The 20,198-nt window shown below is 61.2% G+C and carries 24 protein-coding genes; 12 read left to right on the forward strand and 12 right to left on the reverse strand.

Translation table 11 applies throughout. The features are described 5' to 3' along the window. The first annotated feature begins 31 nt into the window (after window positions 1-31). The 6 genes from ACRANW_RS15360 to ACRANW_RS15385 all read left to right on the forward strand — a co-directional run bounded on the left by ACRANW_RS15360 (window position 32) and on the right by ACRANW_RS15385 (window position 3,175). Window positions 32-538 (forward strand): DUF736 domain-containing protein, encoded by a 507-nt coding sequence (locus tag ACRANW_RS15360; RefSeq protein ID WP_479434137.1) that lies wholly within the window; start codon window positions 32-34, stop codon window positions 536-538. A gap of 185 nt (window positions 539-723) precedes the next feature. Next, window positions 724-1,239, forward strand: a complete 516-nt coding sequence (locus ACRANW_RS15365; RefSeq protein ID WP_479434138.1) for a hypothetical protein — start codon at window positions 724-726, stop codon at window positions 1,237-1,239. Continuing rightward, window positions 1,233-1,604, forward strand: a complete 372-nt coding sequence (locus tag ACRANW_RS15370) for a hypothetical protein (protein ID WP_479434139.1) — start codon at window positions 1,233-1,235, stop codon at window positions 1,602-1,604. Before ACRANW_RS15365 ends, ACRANW_RS15370 begins: the two co-directional genes overlap by 7 nt. 75 nt (window positions 1,605-1,679) lie before the next feature. Next, window positions 1,680-1,982, forward strand: a complete 303-nt coding sequence (locus tag ACRANW_RS15375) for a type II toxin-antitoxin system Phd/YefM family antitoxin (RefSeq protein WP_479434140.1) — start codon at window positions 1,680-1,682, stop codon at window positions 1,980-1,982. Further along, window positions 1,963-2,367: a hypothetical protein gene (locus ACRANW_RS15380; RefSeq protein WP_479434141.1), complete on the forward strand. Its 405-nt coding sequence runs from the start codon at window positions 1,963-1,965 to the stop codon at window positions 2,365-2,367. The genes ACRANW_RS15375 and ACRANW_RS15380 overlap by 20 nt, the downstream gene beginning before the upstream one ends. Window positions 2,368-2,839: 472 nt before the next feature. Next, the gene (locus tag ACRANW_RS15385) at window positions 2,840-3,175 is read left to right on the forward strand and encodes a single-stranded DNA-binding protein (protein ID WP_479434142.1); all 336 of its coding nucleotides are present in this window, start codon (window positions 2,840-2,842) and stop codon (window positions 3,173-3,175) included. A gap of 36 nt (window positions 3,176-3,211) precedes the next feature. On the opposite strand, the gene ACRANW_RS15390 is transcribed toward ACRANW_RS15385, so the two are convergent. After that, window positions 3,212-3,448, reverse strand: a complete 237-nt coding sequence (locus tag ACRANW_RS15390) for a hypothetical protein (RefSeq protein WP_479434143.1) — start codon at window positions 3,446-3,448, stop codon at window positions 3,212-3,214. Window positions 3,449-4,099: 651 nt separating this feature from the next. On the opposite strand from ACRANW_RS15390, the gene ACRANW_RS15395 reads away from it, so the two are divergent. Next, entirely contained in the window at window positions 4,100-4,774 is a 675-nt protein-coding gene (locus ACRANW_RS15395; protein ID WP_479434144.1) for an RBBP9/YdeN family alpha/beta hydrolase, read from the forward strand. Window positions 4,775-4,991: 217 nt separating this feature from the next. Further along, a complete protein-coding gene (chrA, locus tag ACRANW_RS15400; RefSeq protein WP_479434145.1) occupies window positions 4,992-6,338 on the forward strand; it encodes a chromate efflux transporter in 1,347 nt (448 codons plus the stop codon). Here chrA and ACRANW_RS15405 read toward each other — a convergent pair. The 7 genes from ACRANW_RS15405 to ACRANW_RS15435 all read right to left on the reverse strand — a co-directional run bounded on the left by ACRANW_RS15405 (window position 6,335) and on the right by ACRANW_RS15435 (window position 12,767). Beyond that, window positions 6,335-7,138: a lipid II flippase family protein gene (locus tag ACRANW_RS15405; protein ID WP_479434146.1), complete on the reverse strand. Its 804-nt coding sequence runs from the start codon at window positions 7,136-7,138 to the stop codon at window positions 6,335-6,337. The two genes, chrA and ACRANW_RS15405, sit on opposite strands and share 4 nt — an antisense overlap. A 30-nt stretch (window positions 7,139-7,168) precedes the next feature. Beyond that, window positions 7,169-7,942, reverse strand: coding sequence for a sulfite exporter TauE/SafE family protein (locus ACRANW_RS15410; protein ID WP_479434147.1), 774 nt, complete (start codon window positions 7,940-7,942; stop codon window positions 7,169-7,171). Window positions 7,943-7,971: 29 nt separating this feature from the next. Beyond that, a complete protein-coding gene (locus tag ACRANW_RS15415) occupies window positions 7,972-10,410 on the reverse strand; it encodes a TonB-dependent receptor (protein WP_479434148.1) in 2,439 nt (812 codons plus the stop codon). Window positions 10,411-10,494: 84 nt separating this feature from the next. Further along, on the reverse strand, window positions 10,495-10,665 hold the full coding sequence (locus tag ACRANW_RS15420; RefSeq protein ID WP_479434149.1) for a YezD family protein: 171 nt from the start codon (window positions 10,663-10,665) through the stop codon (window positions 10,495-10,497). A 143-nt stretch (window positions 10,666-10,808) separates the two neighbouring features. Then, window positions 10,809-11,249 (reverse strand): RrF2 family transcriptional regulator, encoded by a 441-nt coding sequence (locus ACRANW_RS15425; RefSeq protein WP_479434150.1) that lies wholly within the window; start codon window positions 11,247-11,249, stop codon window positions 10,809-10,811. 319 nt (window positions 11,250-11,568) lie between these two features. Continuing rightward, window positions 11,569-12,192: an imm11 family protein gene (locus tag ACRANW_RS15430; RefSeq protein ID WP_479434151.1), complete on the reverse strand. Its 624-nt coding sequence runs from the start codon at window positions 12,190-12,192 to the stop codon at window positions 11,569-11,571. A gap of 164 nt (window positions 12,193-12,356) precedes the next feature. Continuing rightward, window positions 12,357-12,767, reverse strand: a complete 411-nt coding sequence (locus ACRANW_RS15435; RefSeq protein WP_479434152.1) for a hypothetical protein — start codon at window positions 12,765-12,767, stop codon at window positions 12,357-12,359. A 783-nt stretch (window positions 12,768-13,550) separates the two neighbouring features. Between ACRANW_RS15435 and ACRANW_RS15440 the strand changes: the two genes are divergently transcribed. Together ACRANW_RS15440 and ACRANW_RS15445 are read left to right on the forward strand one after the other, a co-directional pair. Continuing rightward, complete coding sequence (locus tag ACRANW_RS15440; protein WP_479434153.1) at window positions 13,551-14,543, forward strand: DUF2493 domain-containing protein; 993 nt, start codon at window positions 13,551-13,553, stop codon at window positions 14,541-14,543. A 339-nt stretch (window positions 14,544-14,882) separates the two neighbouring features. Further along, on the forward strand, window positions 14,883-15,449 hold the full coding sequence (locus ACRANW_RS15445; RefSeq protein WP_479434154.1) for a hypothetical protein: 567 nt from the start codon (window positions 14,883-14,885) through the stop codon (window positions 15,447-15,449). Between the two features lie 149 nt (window positions 15,450-15,598). Here the strand turns inward: ACRANW_RS15445 and ACRANW_RS15450 are convergent, their stop codons facing one another. Beyond that, window positions 15,599-15,772 (reverse strand): hypothetical protein, encoded by a 174-nt coding sequence (locus ACRANW_RS15450; protein WP_479434155.1) that lies wholly within the window; start codon window positions 15,770-15,772, stop codon window positions 15,599-15,601. Window positions 15,773-15,879: 107 nt separating this feature from the next. Here ACRANW_RS15450 and ACRANW_RS15455 point away from each other — a divergent pair, with 107 nt between their 5' ends. Beyond that, window positions 15,880-16,041, forward strand: coding sequence for a hypothetical protein (locus ACRANW_RS15455; RefSeq protein WP_479434156.1), 162 nt, complete (start codon window positions 15,880-15,882; stop codon window positions 16,039-16,041). Window positions 16,042-16,076: 35 nt separating this feature from the next. Here ACRANW_RS15455 and ACRANW_RS15460 read toward each other — a convergent pair. Together ACRANW_RS15460 and ACRANW_RS15465 are read right to left on the reverse strand one after the other, a co-directional pair. Beyond that, window positions 16,077-17,443, reverse strand: a protein-coding gene (locus ACRANW_RS15460; protein ID WP_479431339.1) for an IS3 family transposase whose coding sequence is annotated in 2 segments (ribosomal slippage) — window positions 16,077-17,090 and window positions 17,093-17,443 — 1,365 coding nt in all. Because the reading frame shifts where the segments join, the coding sequence is not laid out codon by codon here. Window positions 17,444-17,487: 44 nt separating this feature from the next. Then, a complete protein-coding gene (locus tag ACRANW_RS15465) occupies window positions 17,488-18,483 on the reverse strand; it encodes a glycosyltransferase family 25 protein (RefSeq protein WP_479434157.1) in 996 nt (331 codons plus the stop codon). 100 nt (window positions 18,484-18,583) lie between these two features. On the opposite strand from ACRANW_RS15465, the gene ACRANW_RS15470 reads away from it, so the two are divergent. Continuing rightward, window positions 18,584-19,950, forward strand: a protein-coding gene (locus ACRANW_RS15470) for an IS3 family transposase (protein ID WP_479431339.1) whose coding sequence is annotated in 2 segments (ribosomal slippage) — window positions 18,584-18,934 and window positions 18,937-19,950 — 1,365 coding nt in all. Because the reading frame shifts where the segments join, the coding sequence is not laid out codon by codon here. Window positions 19,951-19,980: 30 nt separating this feature from the next. Here the strand turns inward: ACRANW_RS15470 and ACRANW_RS15475 are convergent. Next, entirely contained in the window at window positions 19,981-20,196 is a 216-nt protein-coding gene (locus ACRANW_RS15475) for a GFA family protein (protein WP_479434004.1), read from the reverse strand. Window positions 20,197-20,198: the final 2 nt, after the last annotated feature.

Raw genomic sequence — 20,198 nt, forward strand, 5'->3', positions numbered from 1 at the left:
AGGGGTTCGGACAACATCAGGAGAATGTGACATGAACATCGGCACCCTCAAGGCCAACGCAGAAGGCGTTCACATCGGCCGCATCACCACTCTGACCTTCAGTGCAACCGTCGCCCTGCGGGCCTTCGAATCCACCAACGAGCGGGCACCCAAGTTCGACCTCATGGCGCTCTCGGCCGACCGCCGCAGCTGGGTCAAGATCGGCGCGCTCTGGGAATACTCGTCGAACGAGACCGGCGAATGCTTCCTGTCGGGCCAGATCGACGATCCCAGCCTCTCGGCGCCGATCCCGGTCGCCCTGTTCCAGCAGAACGACGGCGGCTTCAACGTCGCCTGGCGGCGTTCCAAGCCCAAGGCTACGCTCGACGGCTTCGGCAGTGAGAGCGAAGGCGCCCTGCCGCCGCTCACCGCGACCGGTGACGAACCGGCCAGCGAACGCAGCATTGACAGCGCTGCTGCTACCAGCGACGGTCTGGGCGAGAGCACTGCGCCCAAGTCTGCAGCGAAGGCCAAGGCGCGCGAAAGCGTCGACGCCTGACCGCTACAAGCCCCCCCGTGACCGGTGCCGCGACCCGCACCGGTCACATCGGGAAGGCCCGTCCGCGCATTTGTCGCGGGCGGGCCTTTTCTTTTGCAGCCTGCTGTCGGGCTCCACAGAACTGCTGCGGGAAGACGGACAGCAAAAGGGAAAGGGGAGGTGCCGGTCAAGCAAAGGAGGCTTGAATGGCACGGACAAACTGGACTCTCGACCTTGGCGGGGCTCCGTGGAACGAAGACTGCGCGCAGATCTGCCACACCCCGAACTTCGAGCTCGTGAATACCGCGGAAGCCATGCTCTACAGGGCTGCGCTGCTCGCTGTGGCTGGCTCGCCGCCTGCTGGCATCAGCTTGTGGATCAAGGCCAACGCCCATGACTTCGGAACCTACCGGACGGTCGAGGCGAGCATCGACAATGACCGGGACGATGGCAGCCATGCCAGCTATCTCGAGACCCTCGAGACCGGCATCGCCTTGTGGCATCAGGCTGGGTTTGCACCGCCTGAATTCGGCAAGCTGACGGCTAGCGATCAGCTTGCGGGTTTCGTGTTGGATGCCGTCGTAAGCGCGCTGCGGATCACACGGCCGAACAGCACCGGCGAATTCTTTCCGGAGTCCTCCGGGTCGCTCCACCGGAACCTCACCGCGGCCTTTCCGGAAGCGGCGCAGCGCGCCTTTCCCGAAGGGGCCCTGCCATGCTGACCGATGGCGAGCGATTCGCCTTCAGCGCCTGGCGGATTCATGCGTTCGGCTCGACGGGCAATGCCTATGACGCCGTGCAGACCGACGAGACTATTGCTGCTGGCGATACTCTGCTCATTCTCGACGAACAGGTCGTCGGTGTCGCAATGACCTGGCCCTTTGCCATCACCGCAGAGCCGGGCAAGCTTCATGCAGTCTGTGAGCCGGGTCATGGCGAGACCCTTGGGCACATCGAAAAGGCGCTCGATGTTCCAGACGGGTCAATAGCTCGAGCCTGCCGCCTCGCAAGGACTCTGGGCTTTGCGATTGATGCGGGCCTCGTCCCGTTGTTGCCTGAGATGCTGGCGACAGAGGCGGACGGCTAGTGCGGCAAGCGTCGCCACAGAAATCTTGCTATTTTGGCAATAATTGCTATTTTGGGGCTAAGAGGAGAAATCACCATGCCAGCGCCCCCGACTGAGCACCCCAGGGTTCCTCTGACCCGGTTTCACAACAACACCGGCGAGTTCCTCGACCTTGCTACCAAGCAGCCGATCGTCCTGACCAGCCATGGCCGCGACCGATATGTGATCGCAGATAGCGAATACTTCCGCCATCTCGAAGAGGCGGCACGCGGTGTGATCGCGGGCCATATGAATATCGAAGCTGTCGCTTCGTCCGACATGATCGACGCCGACCGTCAGGCTTTCGCCAATGCACGGCCTTCGGCCAGTGAACTTGCCAATGACCGCTGGGAAGACTGACCGCCCCGCCGCAGGCCATATCCTCCCATACGTCTATCTCTTCGAGGAAGAACAGAGGCGGGGCCGCGACGAAGGCATCAAGGAACGCTTTGTCGTCGTCGTGGGTGTGGAAGGTTCGCGCTATCTGGTCGCCGCGATCACGACCAAGGGCGAAGGGCGCAGGAACGCCGTCGCCATCCCCGATGAGATCGCACGCACTGCCGGGCTCGCGCCGGGCAGTGCCATTGTCGTTTCGGAATTTAACCGGTTCACCTGGCCCGGGTTCGACATCAGACCCCTGATGAAGCGGCCCGGCACCATTGCCGGACGACTCCCACCGCGGTTCACGGAAAAGATCATCGATGACATCGCAGCCTGGAGAGCAGCTCCCGTCGATCGCGATTGATTGCCGCAACGCGGAGACAGGCCGCTCCTTGGGGCCTTGTCTGACCGCGCATCAAGGCCAGTGTGGCAGCAACTTCGGGGATCGGCACCCCCGGTAGCCAAAGTCGGGTATTCCGGACGACCGCAAAGGGACTATTCGCCCACCAAAATCGGTGAGGACGGGTGACCGATTCTGCGATCATCACCGACAACAGCAAGCGCCTGCAAGCCGAGACGCGGCGAAGTTGATGTTCAGGCGCGCCATAAACTCCTGTGCCAACAGCACGTCCGCCGCCCAGTGCCCCTGCCTCTCTGGTCAAGCTTAGGGCCAACCTGCAGAAATGCGAGCCGTGTTGCCCGGCAAGCCGGGCTGCCCGCACCACCTCGATTTCTGAGGTTTCCCGCGCGCGAAGGCGCGCGGTGTCCCAGCTCTCCCGCCGAGGCTCGATAAGGGCACCGGCGGACGAGCCGTCGGCACCAAGGAGGCTCTTGCAATGAACATCGTCAACCTCGTCGGCCGTCTCGCCAAGGATCCCGTTGCCCGCGATCGCAACGACACCCGCATCACCGAACTGATCCTCGTAACCGAACGTCCCGTCATCCGCGACGGCAAGGTCCAGAAGGATCCGGAAACCGGCTACCCGGTCAAGGATGCCGAATTCCACAAGATCACCGTCTTCAACGGCCTCGGGCTCCCGCTGCGCCAGCACAAGGCCAAGGGTGACCAGCTCGCCGTGACGGGCCGCATCCATTACTCGCGCTGGCAGGATGCCGACGGCAACGACCGCTACGGTTGCGAGATCATCGCCGAGAACGTCGAGTTTCTCTGACCGGCAGGGCGGCGCGCAAGCGTCGCCCCACCCATTTCAGGAAGGCGACAGCTGGACACCGGTGGCGTCCAGCTTCGTCCCGCGGTGACCGCAGCTGCAGCGCAGGTGCCGCGCGACAATCTCCAGTTTCATCGGGATGGATTTGGCATAGCATCGGTCTCGCAGACTCGCAGCAGCGACGATGACAACGCGGCGGCATCTGAGACATTCGACCTTCGCATTAAAGCCATGGCGAACGAGATCGGCGAGCGTGTCGAGACGTTTGCTGCTCATGGCTGAGGTAGAACATTATAAGAACAAACTCGTCAACCGTGGCGCTAAAGAGAGTCAGGCAGGGCGACGTCTCCCGACCTTTGGCCGGGACCGCGCTCTATTCCGCCTCGCGCGCTGCGGCCCCGTCTTCGCGGGGCTTCGCGCACCCGAGGCATCACCGAGCCCCTGAAGGGTCTCGGCCCGTCGGGTGACGATCGCTGACGCATTTGGCCGCACACCGCGCTTGCGCGCTGCGGCTTGATGAGCGGGGCTTTTCCAGCGGCTCGGGCTGCGCCCGGGCCTTGCGTTCCTGATGGCCCCGCCGGCTCTCGGTCCCGCCGCTCGCGGCCGGTTTGCCGCGCGCACGGTCGGCGACAAGTGCCGCCGCCTCGGCGCGCGACGTATCCGGCCTGTCGGACCGCGGCTCCTGCGGGAGCCGTTCCGGGTGCGGACGTCTTGGAGAGACGCCGGATCAGCTTGACTGGCGGCTTTTTGGGATTGCTTCGGGCTTGCCGCATGACCGTTTGTGGGTGGAAACGCGAAGGTCGGCTTTCCGCCGGTAACTTTGCTTTTCACAGCCGCACAGCTCTTGTCAATTAATTTGATTGAGTTAAGGGTTGGCACGTCGGGACGTATACCGAGTCGACCGGCTTATCCGAAGCATGGAGCTTTATGATGGCCAATCAAGAACAAACCTCAGACCATAACTCCGCTCACTTGCCCCAGATCCTGCTGGTGCCGGGCATCAATAACAGTGGTCCTGATCACTGGCAGAGCCGGTGGGAGGATGAACTTCCCAATGCCCGCCGTGTGCAGCTCGGCAAGTGGGACGACCCCGTCCGCAATCATTGGGTCAACCAGTTGAACCTCGCGATCCACAGAGCGGGCAGGCCAGTCGTTCTGGTGGCTCACAGCCTCGGCTGTCACGCCGTCGCCTGGTGGGCAGAGTTCGAGCAATCCGCGCGCAGTTATCCGGTCGTGGGCGCGCTGCTTGTTGCCCCACCAGATGTCGAAAGCCCTCAAGTTGACAATCGCTTGCGGCGGTTTGGTCCGGTCATTCAAGGGCGGCTTCCATTCCATAGCGTCTTGGTTGCCAGCGTTGACGACCCTTTTGCGACCTGGGGCCAAGCAAAACGGATGGCACGCAAATGGGGCAGCCAGCTGATCGATGCGGGTCCGCTGGGACACATCAACGCCGATTCTGCTATCGGCAGCTGGCCTTACGGCAAGTTCCTCTTGCGCCAGCTGATGCGAACCGCAGGCCCCGACATCGAAGCAGCCTCGCACGACCCGATTGCCTTTCACCAACAGCGTTGGATTGATAGCGTGATGCAGGCAGCGCGATAATCGCCAACCCCCATTTAAGCAGCGGAGGCGGCAATTAAGGCTGTCCCCGCGCAACCTATGGCGACCTGCGCGCTTGCCCAAATTGTTGCCTTGATGCGCGCAGTTGATCTGGTTATTCCGGACAAGCGGGACAAAGCAACCTCCCGTCCAGGCCGAGACAAGCCCAAGAGTTGCCTCGTTGTCTTGCCGTCACGGCAGGCACTTTTGCGAGGTTGATGTGGCTGAACTGAGCACGCTGGAAAATTCTCCCGCCCACGAACCGATTGTCTCGGTTTCATTTCCTGAACTCGTCCGGGCGTTTGCGCGGATCGGCTTGCTGAGCTTTGGCGGGCCAGCGGGGCAGATCGCTCTGATGCACCGTGAGCTGGTGGAAGAGCGTGCCTGGATTGATGAGGATGACTTCCTGCACGCTCTCAACTTCTGCCACCTTCTGCCCGGACCCGAAGCGCAGCAGCTGGCCACCTGGACAGGGTGGAGGCTTTATGGCTGGCGTGGTGGGCTGGCGGCGGGGCTGCTCTTCGTCATTCCTGGCGCGCTCATCATTCTAGCGCTGTCAGTGCTATATGCCATCGCCGCCAACTTGGCATGGGTCGATGCGCTGTTCCTTGGCGTGAAGGCGGCGGTGCTGGCGATTGTGGTGCAGGCCTTAATGCGGATTGCGAGCCGTGCGCTCGACACCGGGTTGAAGCGAGCGCTGGCTGGGGCTGCCTTTATCGGGCTGTTCTTGTTCGATCTGCCGTTCCCACTAATCGTTCTGGGTGCAGGCGTGATCGGCTTTGTGGTTGCGGCGAAGCGACCTGACCTACTGGCGCTGAAGCCCGGCAGGGCTGGCGAAGTCCTGCCCGATCGTCCGTGGCGCACCACCCTCCTGTCGATTGCTTTGTGGGGTGCGGTTTGGGCCGCGCCGATGCTGCTGATCGCGGTGACGTTGGGGCAGGATCACGTGCTGTGGGAGATTGGCGCGTTCTTCTCACAACTGGCCATCGTGACCTTTGGCGGAGCGTATGCTGTGCTGGCTTATATGGCACAGGAAGCGGTGCAGGGTTTCGGCTGGCTTCGTCCGGGAGAGATGGCCGATGGGCTGGGCCTTGCCGAGACGACGCCGGGACCATTGATCCTTGTGACGCAATTCGTCGGCTATTTGGCCGCATTCCGCGCGCCGGAGCCGTTTACGCCTTTCCTTGCGGGATTGCTGGGCGCGGGGCTGACGACATGGGTCACCTTCGCACCGTGCTTCATGTGGATATTTGCTTTTGCGCCGTGGATCGACCGTCTGGGCAACGCCGTGCAGCTGAAGGGCGGGCTGGCTGCGGTCACAGCGTCGGTAGTAGGTGTGATCGCCAACCTAACTGCATGGTTCGCGCTGCACGTGCTGTTTGCCGAGGTGGGCCAGCGCGAATTTGGCCCGCTGCAGCTGTATTGGCCTGACCCTGCGAGCTTCGATTGGCGTGCGGGCGTGTTGGCAGTGCTCGCCTGCGTGCTGGCGTTCGGTCTGAAATGGTCGGTGTTGCGCATTCTCGCAGTGTGCGCGGCGGGCGGATTGGCATTGAGCCTTCCGCTTTAAAGCCACCCGGCCGCCCAAGCGATGACTACAGCGGCAGGAACCAGCAGCGCCTGCGCCAGCAGTGTCCCGACCAGACGGCTGATCGAGACCCAGATCATTGCTCTGCGGAAGGTTGCCTCGCTGACACTTCCATCGACCACATCGTCGGTCAGCGCGGAGATCTGCGGGTCGATCAGGGCAAACAGCAAGATGGTGGCGAAGCCGTTGACAATGGCGGTCATCTGCGAGGCGGTGACGCGAAATTCGGGGACGAGGTAACCGGCATAGAGCGAGGCAAGCACACCGACTGCCAGCAATCCTTGTGCGGCAGCATTCGCGATGAGCACCGGCCAACTCACTCCGCGCGGGCCTTTGAGAGATTGCAGCGTTTCTGCCGACGGCATCGCGACTGAGTCCCTAAGAGTTCTGAGACCCGCTGGTGTCACGCTGCGCAACAGCAGCCGCGAAGTCGATCGAGTTGCTTGAAAAAAGGTGATCGCCGCTGCGAACAATCGCTGTCCCGTTGGCACCAACACGATGCCCAGCGCCACAGCGGCGGCAGCTGATAACAACACCAGCCTGAGGTCAAACAGCAAGGCATCGCCCGTGCCGTTAGCCAGTCCGGTCTCGATCCGCTTGGCCAGGAACGGCCCGAGAAAGCCGTTCGACGTGCGCGATACCAGCAGCAAGACGTTGAACAACGCAAAACTCAACGCGATCCGCCCCGTTCGCACGCCGGCGATCCGCGCTGCATAGGCCAGCGCGCCAATAAGGTTGATCACGCCGGTCAGCGCGCAAATGACGATCAGCTCGGTGTCCATGCTGCTATCCAAGGGGCTAGATGATCGGCCCTAAATGATCGGCCACGCGCGGTAGATGCTGTAACTGCTGGTCGCGATCAACACTATCGCCACAGCAATTAGCAAGGGGCGCGGACGCACCCTGCTGGCAAGGATCGCCCCGAACGGCGCTGCTACCACGCCGCCGATAATCAGACCCACGGTGATCAGCGTGAAGGCAGCAAAGCCGAGCGTGGCTATAAAGGCGATCGAGATCGACAGCGTCAGCAGGAATTCCGCAGAGTTGACCGTGCCGATGATTTTGCGAGGATCGCCCCCCTGGATCAGCAGGTTGGAGGTAACGACCGGTCCCCATCCGCCCCCACCGGCAGCATCCAGAAAGCCGCCTGCCAGCGCCAGTGGGCTGGTGAAGCGCGGGTGTTTGAACTGGGGCTGTGCCATTCGGATCGCCTTCCACAACAGATAGAACCCAATCCCGGTCAGGTAGAGCATGACGAACGGCCGCGCGGCGGACGCGTCGATACTGGACAATAGATAGGCGCCAGCTACCCCGCCCAGGGCACCGAACGGCACCAATCGCCAGAACAGCCCCCAATCGACATTACGGTGCCAGATGTGGCTCGCCCCAGATGCCCCGGTGGTGAACATCTCGACCAAATGCACGCTGGCCGAGGCGGTAGCAGGTGGGACGCCCAGCGCGCTCACCAATAGGGTCTGAGTGATGACCCCAAAGGCCATCCCAAGCGCCCCGTCGATCAGTTGCGCGGCGATACCGATTGCGATGAATGGCGCGATGTCAGCAAGGAGCGTAGTCAGGTCAGGCATGAGGCGGTCCTCTCTGCACGTGGCAGGGTCTAGAACGTAATGGAGGCAGTCGCGCCCCAAGTGCGCGGATCACCGGGCAGGCCTGCAATCAATCCGGTGTTGCCCGGACCGACGAACAGCTGCTCGAAGTAGTTTTCGTCGAAGGCGTTACGCACCCAAGCGAACAGGTTGAGTCCATCGTCTGAGCGGAAGCCCAAACGGAAGTTGGACAGGTGGTAACTGTCCACATTGGTGAAGGCCGATGGCGAGGGATTGGAGGAAAAGCCCGACCGGTAAGATCCGTCATACCCCAGATAGACCTCGCCCGGTTTGCCGAGGAACTCTGCTGGCACATTGCCCTCTGCCCCGAACGACAGTGCCCATTTCGATACGCCGGGCAGGCGCTGGCCGGAAATATCGCAGTTGGCCGGGCTGATCCCACCCGGTGTGCCGGGCGCGGACGGGGTCTGGCCGGGGCTGGCGATTGTCCCGCCCGACAATTCCGGCGGGCACGGCGCATCAGTGAACCGAACATATTTGGCGTCGGTAAAGGCTGCGTTGGTGTAGGCGGTGAAGCGCGCGCTCGGGCGGATCGAGAAATCCGCCTCTATCCCCTGCGATCGCACCTTGTCGGCATTGGCAAGAAACCCGCGCAGCACCCCGAATTGGCCGTTGTTCACGGTCGCCTGATAATCGCGGATATTCGTGCGGAAGGCGGCAAGGTTCAACGTGGCACGGCGATCCCAGAATTGCGACTTGAGGCCCAGCTCGAAGTGATCGACGGTCTCGGGGCGGATAGTCCCTGCCGCCGCGATCGGCTGGCCACTGGCGTCGGTCGGCAGCCCGTTCTGGTTGATCCCGATGGTCTTGAAGCTGCGTGCATAGGTGCCGTAGGCCAGCACATCGGGTGCCAATTCGTAGCTCAGTGTCAGGTCGTAGGTCAGGTTCCAGTCGGTATCCTCGGGCGCGCTGACCTGCGGCTGGAACACACCAAGCTGCGCCCGGCTGCGGGCATCGGTCTCGGTGCCAAGCAGTTCCGTGCCCGTGCCAGTGAATACGCGGCGCTGATAAAACCCGGCTTTCTTGTCGTAATTGACCCGCGCACCGGGTTGAATCGTGAAGGCGTCCGTCACCTTCCAACTGAGCTGCCCGAACAAAGCGACGCTGGTGCTTTCCAGCACCTGCGTGTTGCGCGCTGTCAGTCCGTTCAGCACCGTCGGATCGAGCGACAGCGGATTATTGGGGGCGATGTTCCAGCGGCTGGCGGCTAGGCCTTGCGCTTCGGTCCCTTGCGTATCGATCCGCTGATCGAACGCGAAGGCGCCGAGGACGAAGTCAAACTTATCGCCCGTGTAAGCGTAGCGGAATTCCTGCGTATACTGGTTCTGCTGAGACGGGTTCTGTGACAGTGCGACGATCGGCAGGCCGGTGAAGTCGCGGTCATTTTCAGGCGACCAGTCCCAATACCGCCATGCCGATACCGACGTGAAGGTGCCCGGACCAATCTCCCATGCCAGCTTCAGCGAAGCGCCCGCGATCACGTTGCCCGCATTGAGCTGCGAATCCAGATCGGTGACCCGGTCAAACGGATTGGTGCTGGGCGGGGTATAATCTTGCGCGGCGGCCAGCGCGGCAAACTGGCGGTTCAGCGGTCGCTGCGTCGTGCCGGTGCGGACAAATACCGAGCCGCAGCAATTGGCGTCCTGCTTGTTGTAATCGCCGACCAGCGTAACCCTGAGATTGTCAGTTGGCTCCCACAAGACCTGTGCGCGCACCCCGAGATTATCGAGGCTTTGAATGTCCTGTCCGGTGGTGACATTGCGGATCGTGCCCTGGCGGCTTGTGCCGGAAAAAGCGATACGAGCGGCGACATTCTCGGACAGTGGCCCGGAAAGCGCGAGCCGCGCCTGCTGGAACCCATAATTGCCGAGGCTGATTTCCGCCCGGCTTTCAAAATCGAAGCTCGGCTGATTGGTGGTGATGTTGATCGCGCCGGCCGTGGTGTTCTTGCCGTAAAGCGTGCCTTGCGGCCCGCGCAGCACCTCGATCTGTGCGACATCGAGAAAATCGAACGTCGCCGAAGCCACTCGCGAATAATAGACATCATCGACATAAATTCCGACGCCCTGTTCGAAGCCGTCGCTGGTCAGGCCAAACGGTGCACCCAACCCTCGGATGTTCACGGCCGTGTTGCGCGGGTTGGACGAATAGAATTGCAACGCCGGCGCCAGTTGCTGAAGGCGGCCCACGTTGAAGGCTCCGGTCTCATCAAGCTGTTTGGCATCAAGGACAGACACCGCGAGCGGAATGTCCTGCGCGCTTTCAGAACGGCGGCGGGCCGTCACCATGATTTCGCCGCTCTCGGGCTCCGGTGAAGCGGTGGTGGCATCATCGGCAGGCGCTGCGTCTTGCGCCATGACAGTCGCCGGGAAACTCGCGGTCAAAGCCGCGCCAAGCAGCAAGGTGCTGCGGACAGAATTCGGATACATGGTTTCGCCTTTGCAAGCGGGCATGCATCCGGTGGTCCGGTCTGCGGGTCCCTGTTCTGGTTGAAAGAAAAATGGCCCTGCCGATCAGTCGGTCAGGCGTTTGCGCTCGGTGACGTCGATTTGAACGACCTTGCCGTCATGCACGACGAGATTGATCGCACCGAACCGCAAGCGGGCAAGAGCATCCCCAACGACATCCAGTGCAGAAGCAAGCACACTGTTGGCCGGGGTAACACCATTATCATCCTTGGTCATGAATGCGCCTTTCCTTGCGCGGATCGGATCCGCAGCGCAGGAATTAAACTCAAGTCATTCGCTTGACAATAGCGTTTGTCAGCAGATTTTCTGTCCGTCGATGAAAGGTTGGCTTTGTGCGCCGAAACGATTGGGACTGAAAGTCAGGTGTTGGCATCACCAAAGGGCGGCACAGGATCAATATGATCTGACAGCCGGATCGCATCGAGAATCTGCGCGGTCCGGTCCCGCACATCGAGCATCAGCGCACGTGTCCGGCAATCGCCCTCCTCAAGACAATTCTTGCACTTCTCATGGGCATAGCGGCTTGCGCACGGCACCAGCGCCAAGGACCCACGCATGTGCCGGATTAGATCGCCATAAGTGATGTCGACTGGAGGGATCGCAAGCCAATATCCGCCGTCGCGACCGCGGAGTGATGCAACCAGTCCATAGCGGGTCAACTCTGACAAGATCACTGTAAGGAACTTTGCCGGGATGTTTTGCGCCTCGGCGATGGCTGCAAGCTGCACCGGGCCTCGGCCATGGTGATCGGCCAGGTGCTGCATCGCACGGATGGCGTAGCGGGTCTTTTGCGACAGCATAGCTCTTTGTCTATCCGGCAAGTAGGCAATCACGTCAAGATTTTGGACTGCTATTTACAGTGGATTAGCTGTAGGTCGACGGCGGCTTTGGGGTCGGTTTCAGAATTTCCGCTTTTGGCGAGAACCTTGCCTAAGCTGCCGGGCAGCTTCCAGGATCGCGCCTAGCCGCCGCTATGGCCGAAACTGGGTGGATTACGGAAAGGCTGCTTTACTGCGCCCCGCCCGCAAGTGCTTCGAGCCCAGATGGCGGGGTGCGGCTTATGTCACTACTTCCGGAGGTGCACCGCCAAAACCTGTCAGTCCTTCAGCCTTGATTGCCTCAACAAAGGCATCGGAAGAGTAGACCGTTGGATGGATATGAATGTCGCGCCAGATATGGGCGTCGGCTATCTGCCCGAGATTGAAAAACGAATCGCGGCTTGGCTTCCAGATCTGTTCCCGGCGGGACCAGTTCCGGCTTTCGTCTCGCAAGGTCTTTCGCCCAAACCCATCGATGAGGCGACAAGAGCATGTTCGTATGTGCGCGGTCCATCGTGTCGAGCCGGCGGCACACCACGAACACGAACATGTCGGCGACATGGGTGCCATCGGAGCGAACATATTCCACCGGCTCGAACTGGTGCACGTCTGGCTCAAACCGCTCTATGAGCGCCTTGGCGCGCGGGCTAACAAAGTCAACCACACTCATCGTGTCAAAGTCGAGGACTTGGCGAGCATCGTCATACCGCACCTTGCTCGGAAGGTCTTGCGCCTTTACCCGGAAGCCGCTCTCCAGGGCTTCGCCAATCGGGCCAATCCCTGGAACTATCGTCTCGGCAAAATTGGCAAAGCCCACATTGCGGTAGTTGAAGTCCGTGGGCTCAAGAATATCCGAGTCCGCATAAGGCGCGCCCGCAGCTGTACCTGTGCCTGGATAGTAGCCAAAACCGGAACTCCAAACCATCGCCTAACCTCCTTTTTGGGGGCCTTAAGCCATCAAGAGTAACGGCAGCAATGGGGTCGGTTGCTGAATGGCAGGTTTTAGCGGCAAAGTGAACGAAGCTGCCGGTCTGCTTCAAGTACGCCTCCTGCTCCTCACTGAATGTGGCTGGGCACTGGCAAAGAGCCCTATCGGTCCTCCCGATCCAGACGGACCGCCTTTTCGATAAAGCCCTGTGGGTCTTGCACAAAATGCGCTGCGTCTGATTGCAGAACCGTCCTGATGACAGCTTCCCTGCTTGGCTGAATGATCGCACCCTCCGGCGTCGCAAAGACGCAGTCGAATTGCCGCGCGACGGCGCAGACTCCGCCGATCAACGCCAAAGAGATATCTGCCACGTCGAAGCGCACTTGGATTTCTTCGATGTATTGCTCATCGAAGCTCACCTGAATGTCGTCGTTTGGCTCGTCACCCCATACCCGGAGACCGGTGTAGGATCGGGGTTTCCGGGGCAGCAGCATGTCGAGTTTTGCGAACAGCACATCCGCCTGTGCGATGGGCAGCGCCAAAACGACCTCGCCGAGCTGCGCGCGGCTCATTCGTGCAGCGTTGACCCCTGCGATACGCGCCGCAGCGGCAGGGATGAGGTTGATTACGAACTGCCAGACGGCCATCGCACGACCATAGCGTCAATGCAGGGTCCGACAATGGGCTCCTTCGCTGAGCCCGGGTTCTGCTCTGCCCGGTCCCGGTGCTGCCGCCCATCCGGCCAGGGCAGCGCCCCTTACCCGCGAACGCGCCTTTCCTTATCAGGAAGGCGTTCGCGGTCGGAGCCTTCCGGCCGTAGTGCGCGCCGCGGCGCGCAGGCAGGTCATTCGGCATCCTCCGTCCGGTCAAGGATCGGCTCAGGCTGTCGCTGCGCTTGCCTTCGCCGCGCGTGCGGCGGCGCTGCCGGCTTCGCGGCATCGTCCCTGACAGTACGTCGCCTGCCGACCAGCCCCGCCAAACGGCCTTTCAAGATTGGGAGTGTTCCCGCTGTAACCCCTTCGCAGGGCCGAAGGGGCGGCCCGGGGTGGCGCTGAAGCGCCTGACCGGGCCTGCCTTCGTCTCTCTTGCTCGGGGGCGGGAACGTCTCTTCCACACACACAGGAACACCTGCCGAAACCTATCGGCGGCCGCCCCTTAGTCAAGGACCGCGGTCCCCCCAATTTTCAGCGGGGAGGCTCTGTCGCTGCGCGCCAGCCACCACGCAGAAAATCGGTTCCCCCACGCCCGCCATGGCGGCGGCGAGACGAGCTCGCCGTCCCTGACACAGCGCGTCCGGCCCGATGGGTTTTTGGCTGTTCCCAATGTGGGGACGATTTCAAAAATCGGAGGCTTTTATGACTGTTTTCAACTCGTTCGCTGATTTGGCTCAGGTACGCATCAATCTTGCCGATGCACGTGAAGGGATCACGGAATCCTATGACGGAGCGTTTCTCGAACACAGCGATCTGGCCAAGCTCAATATCGTTGAGGCTCCAATCGCCGCAGAAATGCCGGATCCCGACATGGCGCGCCGCGCCGTGGAGATGGCAATCGGAACGATCTTCGATGTCCTCAAGGACACGCGCATGGAGGAATTCGCGCAGCAGCTCGCCTGGGGCATGGTCAACTCCTTCCACATGACCGCACGCCTCGCAGAAGGTCGCGAGGACGATGCCGCAAAGAAGCTGGGCGAAATGGCACGCCACTTCGATCCTTCGGAAATTTACGCTGTCGAGCTCGAGGAAACACAGCAGCTCTGCCAGACACTGCAAGGGTGCCGCGAAGCGCTCGAGGCGATGCGCGATCATGCGGCAGACGTCTACCGGGTCGAAACCGGTCGCCCCTTCACGGCCGCACGGGGATCGCAAGTCAGCAAGAACGGGGTTACCGCAAGCCAGGTGCAGGCGCGCGATTTCCTCGCCGCACGCGCCAAGGATCGAAGAGCGCAATTCCAGCCCGATGGCCCGCTGGTGATCGTGTCAGGTGGTCAGAAAGATTGGCACGATTTTGCGATGATCTGGGCTATCCTCGACGACATCAAGTCGCGGATCCCGAACATGGTCCTGGGCACGACCGGCATGCGCAAGGGCGTCGATGCCATGGCAGGCGCATGGGCGCAGCAGAACGGGGTCAACACGATCCTGTTCGTGCCCGACCAACGCCACGGCAACCGCGCTCCGTTCCTGCGCAACGAGAGCATCGTCAAGCTGAACCCGGTCGAAGCGATCATCGGTGAAGGGTCGGGCATCCAGTCGAACCTTGCACAGCGCCTCCGTCAGGCAGGCGTGCCGCTGCACATCCGCCGCATCAGTGATCAGGCGCAGGTGCGGTCGCGCAACTTCGGGTGAGCGCCGCTCGGAAGGCTCCGGCTTAGGCCGGGGCCTTCCGCTCTTCTTTTGCGCAAGGGGCGGGCTCTGGGGGCATCGAACCCCCTTCGCCCGCTGACGCTAGCATCGTGATCCCCGAACCTTCCAGTTGCGCTTGTTCGCCTGACTAGCCGCAGCTTGCCCAAGCTTGATGCTTTGCATCTTGCGGGCATCGCTGCCGGGCCTGCTGCTACACCCGGACACAGGTCCGACCGGCCATGCTCGGACTGAACCAGAACCACCTGCCGGCATTCAACCACGGGCTCAGGGCATGAGAAAGGAGAGGGGGATGGAGGAGGCGAGCAGCGACAGGAGGCAAAGATGCTCGTCACATTCCGCGTCAAGGATATCGAGACAAGGCTCCATTCGGAACCGGCTCAAATATGCCCGCCAGAGCTCGCGGCGCTGATGCGCAAACTGCACACCAGCAACAGTACGATCGATGCAGACCCAGGCGAATTCCTGGCCGCGCCCGTGAACTTCGAGATCAATGCCAACGCGCTTGCGATCGCCGAGTTCGCATCATGCTTCGACCATCGCCCGGAGATGATCGCGATCGTCGAGGAGGCGCAGTTTCTTGGGCGAATGCTGCGCATCGAACACCAGCAATGCGGCGCACCGATCACGATGCGGGTGAGTGAACACATTGCTCTGGTAGGCGCCACCACAATGAGCAGTGACCTTGCTGCAAAGGTGCTCACCTCTCTTGGCTGCCACGAGCACGAATCTGGACAATTGTCTCTGCAAAAGCTCGGAACTGCGCTCGAAGATCACCGAACCTATGAGGCCTTCGTCAAGGCAGGAATCACTCCGCTCTTCGCAAGCTTCGCGTTCATCGTCTCCACTGATTGCGGAGAGCAACACCCGCTGCTCGAATGGACGTTATGAATACCCGGCCAGCAGTGCACGAGCAGCCACGAACCGGCTGAACTCGTCGCAATGTTCAACGCTCGATCTGCAAACAGCCTCCTGCAGGTTCGAGGTGGAAAAGGGTGCCCGGCACGTTGCCGCGGCGCCCTTTTTTCATGCCGCCTGGGTCACGCCACTGCCGAACAGCCACCTTCCGGCACATAGCTTTCGCGAAGTCGCTGGGAACGCATGCCTCCTGCCGCAGGCACGTCCACCACCATCGCCATGAGCACCCCGCCAGCATACTGGTCAACCGCTAATTTCCCGACCGAGAAGCCGTGCTGCGCCAGCTTCCGCACCATCGAAAAATTAGCGGTCAAGCCTCCGCTTCGCTGCGGTGACCAGCACACTGATGGGGCGCTGTTTCATGGCATGGCGGACGAGCCGCCGAGCGCCAGGAGGCAAGGTCATGTGCTACACAACAGAAAGCTACGAAGACGACGTTTCAGTGCTTCGCCAGATCAATCCCAACATCATCGCCCTTGATGAAAAAACGCTCGAAGCTGAGCGACGCTCCTACCACACCTTCTTCTGTCCGTCGTCAGAACATTTGGCGCAATGTGCGGCGTAGATTAGCGGAGTGCGGGCCTCGTCTGGGGTTTGGTTTTAGGCGGCGAGCTTGCGGTGTTGCAAGCGCCGATGTTCGATGGTCTGTCGCTTGATCCTTTCGCGCTGTTTGATGATGGCCGGTGCCCTGCCGAAGTAGACGTCGGCGGGCGTCACGTTGCACAGCGCTTCATGGTAGCGCTGGTGGTTGTAGTGCTCGACGAACGTCTCGATCTGGGTCTCAAGGTCGCCGGGCAGGAAGTAGTTTTCCAGCAGGATGCGGTTTTTGAGGGTCTGGTGCCAGCGCTCGATCTTACCCTGGGTCTGCGGATGCATCGGAGCGCCGCGCACATGGCTCATCTTGTTGGCCTCGATGTATTCCGCCAGTTCGCCCGCGATGTAGCTGGGGCCGTTATCGCTGAGCAGTCTGGGCTTGTGCAGCACCGTTGCACTGTCGCATCCTGATGCGGCGAGCGCCATGTCCAGCGTGTCGGTCACATCCTCTGCCCGCATGTTGGTGCACAACTTCCAGGCGATGATGTAGCGCGAGAAGTCGTCGAGGACGGTCGATAGATACATCCAGCCCCACCCGATAATCTTGAAGTAGGTAAAATCGGTTTGCCACATCTCGTTCGGGCGGGTGGTCTTGGTGTGGAACTGATCGGCAGCCTTGATCACGACGTAGGCCGGGCTCGTGATCAGATCATGGGCCTTCAGCAGGCGGTAAACCGTGGCTTCGGACACAAAGTATTGGCGTTCATCGGTAAATCGCACGGCCAGCTCGCGCGGTGACAGCTCGGACTGCTCCAGCGCCATTTCGATGATCTGGTCCTGCACCTCGGGCGCGATGCGGTTCCACACCCGGCTCGGCGCTGACGGTCGATCCGCGAGCGCCTCCAGGCCACCATCGAGGTAGCGGTCATACCAGCGGTAGAACGTCCGACGGGCAATGCCGAGCTTATCCAGCGTCCGCTTGGCGGGCAGGTGCGACTGCTCGACGATCCTGATGATCTCCAGCTTTTCAGAAGCAGGATACCTCATTCGTCGTCGCCCCCATCCGCGATCATGCTTTTTTTAAGCAGGCGGTTCTCGAGCGTCAGGTCAGCTACGCATTCCTTCAAGGCGCGGGCTTCGCGGCGCAGATCCTGCACCTCGCCGGTGGTCGCGGCACGGGCGGTGTCGCCGGCCAACCGGCGCTTGCCGGCTTCCATGAACTCCTTCGACCAAGTGTAATACAGGCTCTGAGCGATGCCTTCCTTGCGGCACAGCTCGGCAATGCTGTCTTCGCCGCGCAGGCCGTCCAGCACGATGCGGATCTTGTCTTCGGCCGAGAAGTGTCGGCGGGTTGCACGCCGGATGTCCTTCACCACTCGCTCAGCAGGGGCCTTCTTGGGAGGGGATTTTTTCAAGGAGGATTGGGTCTTCATCTTCGTTCCTTCGTCACTACGACGAAGCCCCAACCCTCCTTAAATCACAACCTCAAATCTGTGCCATTGGTGCTGATGGGGGACAGTCCAATGGACCGAGGAAGAGCGGCTCGAGCATCACAGAACATGCCAGTGCCCGACGGCGTACCAATGGGATACGTGTCGGACGGTTTTGTGAGATCCAAGAGTTCGCAAATGGGATCCCAAAGCGGAACAGACGGTTCTACGACGGCGGTGCGGCCGGGCGGAAGCTTCTCCATCCACGAGCCCTCATGACCGACTGCTCCAGCCTCTATTATGAATCTCACATCTGGACGCTCAATTAATGCTTGGAGCGCGTCCTGAGCGAGCGGCGGGTCAACCACGGCATCAAATATCTCTCCAACCGCAAAAAGATCGGAGGCAGAGAGTTTCGGCTCGCCACAGGTGAAGGCCCTCGTCCGGAGTCCTAGCATTGACAGCGCCATGGCAAGAGCCTCGCTCTCACCAATAGTCCATGCGACCGTAAAGCTGTTTGGCGACCGCTCCGGTCGGGCCGGAGGTGCGCCGGCATCGATCGTTCCAGCGCGGGCGAGAAAGGGAAGGACTGAGTAAGCATTGTCCGAAGGACCATCTTGTCGCTGCAATATCGCCGGACGCGTGACAGCGAGTGCGCATAGCTCTGCAAAACGATAGTTCATCCAAAGGTCGACTGGGCCGACGACAGGCATCGCCCGGAGCAGCGCCGCAGCACCATCACGTGACAAAACATAGCCGGACAGATACCAGAGCCCTCGGACGGGCCTAAATAGCGAGCCACATACGTCAGTCCTAATGGCCATCCCGCCGGCGTCGTTGTACGAGAGGTAGAGGAGGTGAGGTCCAGTGGTGTCTTCGCTCCGGCGTAGCGCTGCCCGCCAGCCCCGCTCAATGGCGTCCGCTGCGCCGCGACGAAACCAGACGTCGTCCTCGAGCACTAGAACGTGTTGGTGCGGCCCGCGGGCGATCTTTTTCCAAGCCTCAATGTGGGATCGCGCTACAGCGACTTCCTGACGCGTCATCCGGATTGGGTGATCTGTCCCCCGTCAGCACCAATGGCACAGATTTGAGGTTGTGATTTAAGGAGGGTTGGGGCTTCGTCGTAGTGACGAAGGAACGAAGATGAAGACCCAATCCTCCTTGAAAAAATCCCCTCCCAAGAAGGCCCCTGCTGAGCGAGTGGTGAAGGACATCCGGCGTGCAACCCGCCGACACTTCTCGGCCGAAGACAAGATCCGCATCGTGCTGGACGGCCTGCGCGGCGAAGACAGCATTGCCGAGCTGTGCCGCAAGGAAGGCATCGCTCAGAGCCTGTATTACACTTGGTCGAAGGAGTTCATGGAAGCCGGCAAGCGCCGGTTGGCCGGCGACACCGCCCGTGCCGCGACCACCGGCGAGGTGCAGGATCTGCGCCGCGAAGCCCGCGCCTTGAAGGAATGCGTAGCTGACCTGACGCTCGAGAACCGCCTGCTTAAAAAAAGCATGATCGCGGATGGGGGCGACGACGAATGAGGTATCCTGCTTCTGAAAAGCTGGAGATCATCAGGATCGTCGAGCAGTCGCACCTGCCCGCCAAGCGGACGCTGGATAAGCTCGGCATTGCCCGTCGGACGTTCTACCGCTGGTATGACCGCTACCTCGATGGTGGCCTGGAGGCGCTCGCGGATCGACCGTCAGCGCCGAGCCGGGTGTGGAACCGCATCGCGCCCGAGGTGCAGGACCAGATCATCGAAATGGCGCTGGAGCAGTCCGAGCTGTCACCGCGCGAGCTGGCCGTGCGATTTACCGATGAACGCCAATACTTTGTGTCCGAAGCCACGGTTTACCGCCTGCTGAAGGCCCATGATCTGATCACGAGCCCGGCCTACGTCGTGATCAAGGCTGCCGATCAGTTCCACACCAAGACCACCCGCCCGAACGAGATGTGGCAAACCGATTTTACCTACTTCAAGATTATCGGGTGGGGCTGGATGTATCTATCGACCGTCCTCGACGACTTCTCGCGCTACATCATCGCCTGGAAGTTGTGCACCAACATGCGGGCAGAGGATGTGACCGACACGCTGGACATGGCGCTCGCCGCATCAGGATGCGACAGTGCAACGGTGCTGCACAAGCCCAGACTGCTCAGCGATAACGGCCCCAGCTACATCGCGGGCGAACTGGCGGAATACATCGAGGCCAACAAGATGAGCCATGTGCGCGGCGCTCCGATGCATCCGCAGACCCAGGGTAAGATCGAGCGCTGGCACCAGACCCTCAAAAACCGCATCCTGCTGGAAAACTACTTCCTGCCCGGCGACCTTGAGACCCAGATCGAGACGTTCGTCGAGCACTACAACCACCAGCGCTACCATGAAGCGCTGTGCAACGTGACGCCCGCCGACGTCTACTTCGGCAGGGCACCGGCCATCATCAAACAGCGCGAAAGGATCAAGCGACAGACCATCGAACATCGGCGCTTGCAACACCGCAAGCTCGCCGCCTAAAACCAAACCCCAGACGAGGCCCGCACTCCGCTAATCTACGCCGCACATTGCGCCAAATGTTCTGACGACGGACACGCCCTCGATCTTTAGGTCCTGCCTAGCGAACAACATGTGTTCGCTGAATGCTGCACCGGTGCGCGTCTGGCAGTCAGTGCAGTGGCAGGCATAGGGACGAAATCGGAACCCGTCACGCAAGGTGAAGCGGACCGCTTCGCACAGACATCCACCCGTTAGGTCGGCCTTCATCG

Source organism: Erythrobacter sp. 'gip.4 top 5' (genome assembly GCF_056495765.1).